Annotated in this window: 6 protein-coding genes; 3 read left to right on the top strand and 3 right to left on the bottom strand. The window is 41.3% G+C overall.

The window, feature by feature from the left end; all coding sequences use genetic code 11:
- Nucleotides 1-151 precede the first annotated feature (151 nt).
- The 3 genes from mnmA to ESV85_RS21080 form a co-directional block, all read right to left on the bottom strand.
- Complete coding sequence (gene mnmA, locus ESV85_RS21090) at nucleotides 152-1,366, bottom strand: tRNA 2-thiouridine(34) synthase MnmA (RefSeq protein WP_146921168.1); 1,215 nt, start codon at nucleotides 1,364-1,366, stop codon at nucleotides 152-154.
- Nucleotides 1,367-1,468: 102 nt separating this feature from the next.
- Nucleotides 1,469-2,743 (bottom strand): serine hydrolase domain-containing protein, encoded by a 1,275-nt coding sequence (locus ESV85_RS21085; protein WP_146921166.1) that lies wholly within the window; start codon nucleotides 2,741-2,743, stop codon nucleotides 1,469-1,471.
- A 205-nt stretch (nucleotides 2,744-2,948) separates the two neighbouring features.
- Complete coding sequence (locus ESV85_RS21080) at nucleotides 2,949-3,623, bottom strand: ROK family protein (RefSeq protein WP_146921164.1); 675 nt, start codon at nucleotides 3,621-3,623, stop codon at nucleotides 2,949-2,951.
- Nucleotides 3,624-3,872: 249 nt separating this feature from the next.
- On the opposite strand from ESV85_RS21080, the gene ESV85_RS21075 reads away from it, so the two are divergent.
- Genes ESV85_RS21075 through ESV85_RS21065 form a run of 3 tightly spaced genes read left to right on the top strand, consistent with a single transcriptional unit; the run spans nucleotide 3,873 to nucleotide 10,679 of the window.
- Nucleotides 3,873-7,220 (top strand): DUF2126 domain-containing protein, encoded by a 3,348-nt coding sequence (locus ESV85_RS21075; RefSeq protein ID WP_146921163.1) that lies wholly within the window; start codon nucleotides 3,873-3,875, stop codon nucleotides 7,218-7,220.
- Nucleotides 7,221-7,260: 40 nt separating this feature from the next.
- Entirely contained in the window at nucleotides 7,261-9,801 is a 2,541-nt protein-coding gene (locus ESV85_RS21070) for a circularly permuted type 2 ATP-grasp protein (RefSeq protein ID WP_146921161.1), read from the top strand.
- On the top strand, nucleotides 9,798-10,679 hold the full coding sequence (locus tag ESV85_RS21065; protein WP_146921159.1) for a transglutaminase N-terminal domain-containing protein: 882 nt from the start codon (nucleotides 9,798-9,800) through the stop codon (nucleotides 10,677-10,679). Before ESV85_RS21070 ends, ESV85_RS21065 begins: the two co-directional genes overlap by 4 nt.
- Nucleotides 10,680-10,684 lie beyond the last annotated feature (5 nt).

The following is a 10,684-nucleotide window of genomic DNA, read 5'->3' as shown; positions in this document are numbered from 1 at the left end:
AGTGCCGATCAAGTCGGCACTACACAAGGTAAACATCCAAGTGAACAGTCACTGCATGCTTCCTCTCCGGTATCGTAAAGGTAAAAAAAATCTAAAACTTCTAGTTTTTAAAGATAGTACCTTGCGCTAATTGCCGAATAAATCGTAAATCCTAAAATATCGTCCCCGAACCAATACACTCCTCTCCATCGTACCAAGCTACAAACTGGCCTGAAGCCACTCCTTTCTGAGGCTGATCGAAGATGACATAGAGGCCATTTTCCTTTTGAATCAAAGTAGCTCCGCTGAGTGGTTGACGATAGCGTATGCGAGCTTCATATCTGGCAGTTTCGCCAATGTTGAGTTTCAGATCTTCACGTATCCAGTGAATTTCTTCAGTTTTGACAAAAAGCCCATCTCTTAGTAAGCCAGGATGTGTTTCTCCCAAACCTGTATAGATCACATTCTCTTGCGTGTCAGTAAAAATCACAAACAATGGTTTTCCTGTACCACCTACATGAAGACCTTTTCTTTGGCCAACCGTGAAGTAATGAGCGCCATTATGCTCTCCAAGTACTTTTCCTTGATCTTGGCTATAATGAGTTGGAAGAGAAATAGCATCCAAGGTTTCTTGATCGTAGTCTTCTGGTGCTAGCCCAGCTGGGACTTGCTTATTCTGGTAAATAGCAAGCTCCTCAGGGATTTGAATGATTTGGCCTTTTTTCGGTTTTAACTGTTGTTGCAAGAAATCTGGTAGCCTCACTTTTCCAATGAAACACAACCCCTGACTGTCTTTTTTATCTGCAGTAATCAGATCCTGTTCTTTGGCTTTAAGGCGTACATCCGGCTTTTGCATATGCCCGATCGGAAACAATGCCTTGCTCAACTGACTTTGGTTCAATTGGCACAGGAAATAACTCTGGTCCTTATTAGGATCCGCTCCTGCAAGTAATTGATAGGTTGTTTTTCCATCAGCACCCATGGTTTCGCCTTTCTGGCAATAATGTCCAGTAGCCACGAAATCAGCCTTTAGCTTTTCAGCAGCTTTCAAGAAAATATCGAATTTGATTTCTCTGTTGCAAAGAATATCCGGATTGGGAGTTCTGCCGGCTTTGTATTCAGCAAACATATAATCCACGATTCTATCCTTGTATTCCTCACTGAGGTCAATCGCTTGAAAGGGGATTCCTAGTTTCTCTGCCACCAGCATCGCATCGGTGGAGTCTTCCATCCAAGGACACTCATTGGAAATAGTGACAGTTTCATCGTGCCAGTTCTTCATGAACATCCCGATGACTTCGTAGCCTTGCTCGATAAGTAGGTGAGCGGCAACGGAACTATCGACCCCTCCGGAGAGGCCGACTACTACTCTTGGTCTTGTCTTCATGTGCTGTAATAAGTAATGGATTCAAGGTCCATTAGGTTACAATGTGTTCAGAACAGCATTTTTTGCGAAATTGGTTCTGATTGGGACAAAGTTAATGGAAATCTACTTGGATTCTGCGGGCTGATATTTGCCGTAAACAGCATCCTTAAACTTTTTGTGAAGCTTAATTTGATCGTATGGAAAAAGCTGAACGAAAAGTACTGCAGTGATCTCATTTACGGGGTCAACCCAGAAAAGTGTACTGGCAGCTCCATCCCAGAAGAATTCTCCCACAGTTCCATTCATCTCTTCAGCGCTGGTAGGTGGTGCAACTCGCACTGCGAAATCAATTCCAAACCCAACATTTCCTTTGCTAGGAAGCCAGGATCTCTCCGTAACTGAATCAGCAAGTTGATTCGTGCTCATTAGTTCTACGGTTTCTGGTTTGAGGATTCTTGCTCCTCCAAACTCCCCTTTGTGAACCAGCATTCTGGCGAAAGTCATGTAATCATCCAAGGTAGAAGTTAACCCGAATCCACCTGGAGTCAGTGGCCATTCATTAATATTGAATCTATGGGCTTCTTCATTTGGCATTTGCGCTAGCTGACCTTCACCTGATCTTGTGTAGGAAGCAGACATTTTTGCTCTGTCGGCTTCAGGAACGAAATATCTTGTTTTGCTCATTTTTAGCGGATCAAGTACATGCGTTTGTACATACTCTTTGTAAGGAATGCCAGCTATTCTTTCTACCAAAAAAGCCTGAACATCTACTGATTGACCGTATTCCCACTGTGTTCCAGGTTGGAACCAAAGCGGAACTTCTCCGATTCTTTTGGCCATTTCAGTCAAATCAATCTCAATACTTCTAGGATCTTTTTCTGCCAGAATATCGCTTAGGCCAGGAATATCTGCTCTATTTGGAAAGCCAGAGGTATGACGTGTGATATCACGAATAGTAACCGGTCTATCAGCATCGATAAGTTTAATGTTTCCATTTTCATCCACTCCATCATAAACCATCATATCAGCAAACTCCGGAGCGTACTTTGCAAGTGGATCATCTAATTGGAATTTCCCCTCTTCAAAAAGTGTCATCAATGCAGTACCTGTAATAGGTTTGGTCATGGAATAGATCTGCACAATCGTATTTCTATCCATCTTGACTTGATTTTCTCGATCCGCGAAGCCAAAAGCGTTGTAGTAAACCTCCTGATCTTTTTCAAAAATCAAAGCCGAGACACCGGCTATATTCCCGCTTTCCACAAAGCTCGAAAGGGTAGAGTCAATCCTTGCTCGGACTTGGTCATTTACTAAAAGAGAAGGAGCGGAGACTTGCTTTTCTTCGCAACTACTTGAAAAAACAAGAATTGCAAAAGCATACAGAAATAGCTGTTTCATGTGTTTATTATTTGATTTTCTAAGGCCACATGGAATCTCGCATGCTAATTCATTATTCCCGTTAGGTGTGATTGATTCATAGCAGTCTACCTTACTTAAGCTCGATTTCATAGGTTTGGTTTTGGGTAGCGGTTATCATTTAATTGTAATATGTAATCCCTCCACTAGGTAATATATGAAAAAATGAAACGGCTGAATTTGGGTTTTAAAGCTTGAAATCCTCTTCCCAGAATCGGAATCCGCCCTTGAAAGCATTTTCGTTTGTTCCCAATCTACAGCCTTCTGGAATGGTGGTGAGTAATTTGGAATTTCCGCCTCCCAGAAGAATGTCATCCGGTTGAAAGGCTGCCCTGAAATATTCTACTGTTTTCTGAACATTTTTCTCCCATCTTTTCGAACCGCTTTTGACTAGGTATTCTTTGCCTACATATTCCTCAAAAGTCTTTTTCTTGAATGGAAGATGCCCGCCTTCCATAGGTATAATGGAATTGTGAATCACCATCGCAGTTCCCAGTCCAGTACCAAAGCCTAGAAAAAGCAACTTTTTACCCTCATAACTACCGAGAGCCTGCATGGCCGCATCATTGATAAATTTTATGGGGCAATTGAAAGCGGCTTGGAAATCAAATTTATTCCAACCTTCACCAAGATTCACTGGCTCGGAAACTATTCTATTTTCTTTGACTACCCCTGGGAAACCCATGGTGATCATATCGTATTCCCATTGGAAAGCATTTTCTTTCACGAGTTCGACCATCTCTTCGGGCTTGAAATCAGCTCCAGATGGGATTTTAATACGTTCTTCAGCACCTGTAGCCAGGATTTTTACATTTGAACCCCCTATGTCGATTACGAGGATTTTCTTTTTGGTTTTTTCCATTCATTGAAACTAAATAGAAATGTTTACTTACCGAAGAACAATTTGATTCAATTATGAATTTTGATTAAAAATAGCATTGGGTTAAAGCAAATTTAAATTTGGAGTGAAATGATTTTTCTTAGGTCAAATGCTGTGATCTCACATTTCTTACTTTAAATTACAAGTAATACCAGCGACCCAGATAACCCAAATCATTTTTGTATCAGTAATGATTTGACCGTTTTTGAAACAGAATTTTCAACCTAGCCTATGTCTATCAAAGTTGCTATTCGGCACTATACCAAGTATGAGTACGATCGTCACATCAATCTAAGCCCACAGGTCATACGTCTTCGTCCTGCGCCGCATTCACGCACGCATATCAAAGGCTATTCTTTGAATATTAAGCCTGAAAATCACTTTATCAACTGGCAACAAGATCCATTTGGGAATTATTTAGCGCGAGTGGTTTTTCCCGAGAAAGTCAAGTTTTTCGAGATTGATGTGGAAGTGATCGCTGATATGGTGGTAATCAATCCCTTTGATTTTTTTGTAGATGATTATGCTTCAAGTTTCCCCTTTGACTATGAGGAAAGCTTAAAGGTTCAACTTGGTCCGTATTTAGAGATCAAGGAAAAAGATCCGCTGCTAATGAAGTTGGTAGAGAAAGCTAAAGGCTTGATTACCAAAGATATTATCACCGTGGATTATCTCGTAGCGATCAATGCTATGATCAATCAGGAACTGAAATATAATGTCCGTATGGAACCAGGGGTACAATCCTGTAGTGAAACGCTGACTATTGGCTCAGGTTCTTGTCGTGATTTTGCATGGCTATTTGTTCAGGTTCTTCGCCATATAGGGATGGCTTCTCGTTTTGCGTCAGGTTATCTAGTACAGCTGACTGCGGATGAGAAATCTCTTGATGGACCTTCTGGACCAGAAGCTGATTTTACAGACTTACATGCTTGGACAGAGGTTTATGTGCCAGGTGCTGGATGGATTGGTTTGGATTCTACGTCAGGATTATTTGCTGGGGAAGGACATATTCCACTTGCCTGTACTCCAAATCCTCAGGATGCAGCGCCGATTTCTGGTATGTCTGAGCCAACTGAGACCGAGTTTTTCTTCAAAAATGAAGTTACTAGAATTGAAGAAACTCCCCGAGTGACCAAACCATATTCGGAGGAGCAGTGGGAGCAAATCCTTGCTGTAGGTGATAAAGTAGATGAAGACTTGGACGCTAACGACGTACGACTTACGATGGGAGGGGAACCGACTTTTGTATCAGTAGACAATCAAGATGCGCCTGAATGGAATTCCGATGCAGACGGTGAGCACAAGAGAAGTCTTTCCAATACACTTTTTCATAAACTTAAAGGAGAATTCGGGGAAGGCGCCCTAATGCAATACGGTCAGGGTAAATGGTATCCGGGCGAACCTCTACCAAGATGGAAATTAGCTTGCTTCTGGAGAAAAGATGGGAAGCCCATGTGGCATAATGATGCTTTGATGGCTGATTTGTCAAAGGATTATGGAATGGGAGACAAGGATGCGGAGAAGTTCATGTCCGAATTGGTTAGCCAGCTGAATCTGGACAAAAGCAATTTGACACCCCTGTATGAGGATCCATTCTACTTTATTTGGCAGGAAGGAAAAGTCCCTGTAAATATTGATCCATACAAATACGATCTGAAATCACCTCTTGAGCGTCAGAAACTGGCAGAATTACTCAATGAAGGCCTGGATAAACCGGTCGCATTTACTATTCCTCTCGAATGGGATGTGGACGAAAAACTGTGGCAAAGTTGCCGCTGGGAATTCAGACGCAAGGATTTGTTCTTGATGCCTGGGAATTCTCCAGCTGGATTGAGATTGCCTCTAGACTCAATCGAATTTACTCCGCCTGCAGAAGAGCCGATTAAGCCAGAAACAGATTTATTTGCAGATGTGCCGGACTTGCCTAATTCTGCTGTCAAATCAATTGATTTTAAAGTAAAACCTAAGAATTCAAAACGAATTTTCAAGACCTCACTGGTAGTTGAAGTAAGAGAGGGCAAGTTGTTTATTTTCTTTCCTCCGCTTAATCGCATTGAGAATTACCTTGATTTGGTGTCTGCGGTGGAGCGAACTGCTGAGAAGCTTGAAATTCCGATTTTGATCGAAGGATATGATCCTCCATCGGATAAGCGTATCGAAAAAATGATGATTACCCCGGATCCTGGAGTAATTGAAGTGAATATTCAGCCTGCCAAAAGCTGGAAGGAAATCACGAATAATTATGGAATACTCTATGAAAAAGCCCGTGAATCGCGCTTGATCAGCGAAAAATTCAATGTGGATGGAAAGCATACTGGCACTGGTGGTGGAAATCACATTACGCTAGGAGGCTCATCTCCGGAAAACAGTCCACTATTGAGGAGACCAGATGTGCTGCGGAGTTTCATTACCTATTGGCAACATCATCCATCCTTGTCCTATTTGTTTTCTACCCAATTTATTGGCCCGACGAGTCAGGCTCCTAGAGTGGATGAAGGCAGGGATGATATGTTGTATGAGCTAGAGTTAGCATTTCAGCAGGTACCTGATGGAAAGGAAAATGAAATTCCATTCTGGATGGTTGACCGTATTTTTAGGAATTTGCTGGTAGATATTACCGGTAATACCCACCGGGCAGAGTTTTGTATAGATAAATTATACTCACCAGATTCTAGCACGGGACGTCTTGGAATTCTTGAATTCAGAGGATTTGACATGCCACCTCACTACAGAATGAGCATGGTGCAGTTGCTTTTGATTCGTTCATTGATGAGCTGGTTTTGGAAAGAACCTTACAAGCATAAGCTGGTGAGGTGGGGGACTTCCTTGCATGACAAGTTCCTACTTCCGCATTATTGTCAGAAGGATATGACGGAGATTGTAAACGACCTGAAAGGTGCCGGATACAATTTTGACATCGCTTGGTTTGATCCATTCTTCTCTTTTCGCTTCCCTTTTATTGGGGAGTTGCAAGTGGAAGATATTCATATAGATATGAAAATGGCAATTGAGCCTTGGCACGTGCTGGGCGAAGAGATGTCTAGTACTGGTACGGCTCGATATGTTGATTCTTCTTTGGAAAGATTGCAAGTAAAAATCTCAGGTTTAACAGATTCTCGCTATCATTTGCTTTGCAATAGTCATAGAATTCCTTTGAAGAATACTGGCGTACAGGGTGAGTTTGTCGCTGGCATCCGATACAGAGCGTGGCAGCCTTATTCTGCTTTGCATCCTACCATTGGCATTGATACACCATTGGTGATTGATTTGTATGATACCTGGACGAAGAAGTCAGTAGCAGCATGTCAATACCATGTCGTACATCCAGGAGGCAGGAGCTATGACAATTTCCCGATCAACAGCAATGAGGCTGAATCTCGCCGAATATCGAGGTTCTTTGATTTTGGTCATACCATAAATAAAACTTCTAATGAACCTATAACCGCTGTGCAGGATGATCAACAGTCAGGAAGATATATCACTAAAGTGAATGTGGAAACAACTTATGATGATTCACCAGAGGTAGTAAATCCTGAATTTCCGCATACTATGGACCTCAGGCGGTATAAAAAAAGATAATTGTTTATTATTTCAAGCTTATTTGGGTCAATTTTGAAACATGATTGAGTCTTATCTTATTGACAAAATGTTCAATAATGCGCCGTTTCTGGATGAAATGGCAACCGACCAAGGTAAAATACATCCCCATTGGGAACGATTGGCAAAATATTACGAGCAGATTGGATCTGAACGGATGGGGCAATTCCATGAGGAAGTTGGTCGACAACTTCGTGAAAATGGAGTAACCTACAATGTCTATGGAGATCCAAATGGCATGAATAGGCCGTGGATTTTGGATCCCGTTCCCATGGTATTCAGCAGTGAAGAATGGGAGGGGATTGAGAAAGGTTTGCTTCAGCGTACTGAATTATTAAACCTAGTTCTTAGTGACTTATATGGTAATCAAACGCTGATCAAAGAGGGGCATATTCCATTTGAGCTGATCTATAATCATGGAGGTTTCCTAAGACAGGCTCACAATATAAAATTGGATGGGGATCAACAACTCATCCAATATTCTTCTGATTTGGCACGTGGGCCAAATGGTAAAATGTGGGTTCTCCATGATAGAACTGATGCACCTTCTGGATCGGGATATACTTTCGAAAACCGGGCAGCGATGACACGTGTTTTTCCTGATCTGATCCGGGAAAATCAAGCGAGAAAAATCACTTCCTATTATCAGACTTTCAAAAACACGCTGAGTAACCTTACAACTAACAATAAGGAAAATCCACGTGTGGTTCTACTATCTCCTGGACCTACGAACGAGACCTTTTTTGAGCATGCGTACATCTCATCATTCATGGGGTTTACGCTGGCTTTTGGGGAAGATCTCACGGTAAGTGATGGGTATGTTTGGCTGAAGACCATCAAAGGACTTGAGAAAGTCGATGTAATTATCCGCCGTGTGGACGATGTTTTCTGTGATCCTTTGGAATATAAAAACGATTCTCATTTGGGAGTGGTAGGTCTAATGGAGGCCGTGAGGCAACGAAAAGTGTTAGTGATTAACCCACTGGGATGTAGAGTTTTAGAGAACCCTGGTTTAATGGCTTTTTTGCCTAAAATAAGCAAGCATCTGCTAGGTGAAGATCTTATTTTGCCATCTGTAGCTACTTGGTGGTGTGGTCAGCCAAAGGAATTGAAATATGTTTTTGAAAACATAGCCACGTTAGTAATTCGCAACATTTATAGAGGAGCACAAAAGAAATCTATTTTTGGAGGTGATCTATCGAAAGCAGAGTTAGAAACCCTGAAACGAGAAATTCGACGCAGCCCATACATGTATGTAGGTCAGGAAATGGTGGAATTTTCCACTACGCCTTCTTGGATTAATAACAAGTTAGAAGCAAGGAATTCCGTTTTCAGAAGTTATGTTGTTGCTGACTCTGAAAATAAAAGTTATAAAGTTATGCCAGGAGGATTATCTAGAAGTTCACCAGAGCAAGGTGCATTTTTGGTGTCAAATCAAACTGGCGGAATCAGTAAGGATACTTGGGTACTAGGTAAAGGAAAAGATGTTACTACTGCCATTACAAAATCCGTTAAGATCCAACCTTTGGTTCGAAATGTACTTCCAAGTCGTACTGGAGAGCGTTTGTTTTGGCTAGGTAGATATCTGGAAAGGTCGGCCTATTCGGTGCGTCTAATGAGGATGACCTTGCTTTCGTACAATGAAGCTGACGAGGATATTCATATTCATGAGAATCCTGTCTTAAGCACTTTACTTCAAACGCTCACCGTAATGACCGGCACTTTGCCAGGATTTAATGTGAAAAAGAACCTGAAAAATCCAGAAGCTGAACTGCTTGCTTTAGTTCACGACGTGAAAAAATCTGGTAGCATAGCTTATTCCATTCAATCCTTTCTTACTAATGCTTACTCTGTTAGAGATAGACTGAGTTTGGATACTTGGAGGATTTTAGACAGTATTTCGGAAGAGCTCACTCGAATGCGCAAAGCAGACACGACTCTAATGCAAGCATACCAAAGCTTGGATAATATGGTGGTGAAATTGATGGCTTTCTATGGGCTGAATATTGACAATATGACGCGTGAGCCTACTTGGCATTTATTGAATATTGGTCGATTTATAGAGTCTGCTGCTAACAACTGTATGATTTTGAGAGGAATGCTAAGTAAATCCTTTGATTCTGAATCAAATAAAGAGTTGATGGAAGATACGCTACGTTGCAATGAAAGCTTGGTAACCTATCGCTATCGCTATAGATCCAACTTGGAGATGCACGGTGTGCTGAGTTTGTTGATTTTACATGAAGACAATCCAAGGTCTCTTATTTTCCAGTTGCTGGAGATTGATAGTCACTTGAAAACCCTTCCAAATCAAGATGAAAAAGAGCTTTTCAGTATGGAGCGAAAGAAATTACTAGAAGCAATCACCAAAATCCGATTGTGTGACATCCAATCTCTGTGTGTACCTAATGAGGATAGCCAAGAATTTGATGAATTAACAGCTCTTTTGAATCAGATCATTGGCCTTCTGCACGAGACTTCTGATTTTATTTATGAAAAATATTTTAGTCACACTGACTCTAGATATAGTATGATTCAATCTTCTGTAATTCCTGAGATATGAAATATAAAGTAACTCATACCACAAATTATATCTACGAGTTTCCGGCTACTCTTTGTCATAACCTGATGTTCCAGATTCCTCCAAATCTATCTTTTCAAAATGTGGAGGAATACTCCTGTGATATCAGTCCAAAACCTAGTTCAGAGATAGAACGAACAGATTTTTTTGGAAATAAATATCTGTATTTCTCCGTGGAAAGATCTCACAAAAACCTTACTGTGAGTTCTAAAAGTGTTGTGCAACTTACTGTTCCTCCGTGGATTTCGGTGAAACCTTCCGAAACTATGCCGTGGGAGAAAGTAGTTGAATTACTTCATTCTACTGAAACTTCTACGGATGTTCGACAATATTACTTAGAGTCGAACCACGTTCAATTTGTAGATGGGGTTCGTGCTTATGCTTTGAAATCCTTTACCCCAGAGCGTCCAATAATGGAAGCTATGCTAGAATTGAACACACGTATATTTCGTGATTTCGCTTTTACGCCTGGATTCTCAGATATCAGTACTCCCTTGGAAAAAGTGTTTAAACACAGAAAAGGGGTTTGTCAGGATTTTGCACATTTTTCACTAGCCTGCTTACGGGTAATTGGATTGTCAGCTCGATATGTCAGTGGATATCTCGAGACTTTGCCCCCTCCAGGCAAACCAAAAATGATTGGTGCTGATGCTTCACATGCCTGGATTGCTATATATATTCCTGGACATGATTGGGTGGAATTTGATGCAACAAATAATCTGTTGGTGAACGATAAACACATCCGTGTGGCGGTAGGGAGAGATTTTGCAGATGTAACTCCCTTAAAAGGAATTGTGTATAGCGGAAGCGAGCAGGAGATGAAAGTCAGTGTGGATGTGAGGAAATTGAAAACTGAGTAAGGCGG

This window comes from Algoriphagus aquimarinus (assembly GCF_007997215.1).
GTDB lineage: Bacteria > Bacteroidota > Bacteroidia > Cytophagales > Cyclobacteriaceae > Algoriphagus > Algoriphagus aquimarinus_A.
Note: the sequence above shows the minus strand (reverse complement) of the source record. Positions and strands in the feature narration are given on the sequence as shown.

Excerpts from the sequence above, each read along its gene's own strand:
- mnmA (WP_146921168.1), bottom strand. The coding sequence starts at position 1,366 with ATGAAGACAAGACCAAGAGTAGTAGTCGGCCTCTCCGGAGGGGTCGAT.
- ESV85_RS21085 (WP_146921166.1), bottom strand. The coding sequence starts at position 2,743 with ATGAAACAGCTATTTCTGTATGCTTTTGCAATTCTTGTTTTTTCAAGT.
- ESV85_RS21080 (WP_146921164.1), bottom strand. The coding sequence starts at position 3,623 with ATGGAAAAAACCAAAAAGAAAATCCTCGTAATCGACATAGGGGGTTCA.
- ESV85_RS21075 (WP_146921163.1), top strand. The coding sequence starts at position 3,873 with ATGTCTATCAAAGTTGCTATTCGGCACTATACCAAGTATGAGTACGAT.
- ESV85_RS21070 (WP_146921161.1), top strand. The coding sequence starts at position 7,261 with ATGATTGAGTCTTATCTTATTGACAAAATGTTCAATAATGCGCCGTTT.
- ESV85_RS21065 (WP_146921159.1), top strand. The coding sequence starts at position 9,798 with ATGAAATATAAAGTAACTCATACCACAAATTATATCTACGAGTTTCCG.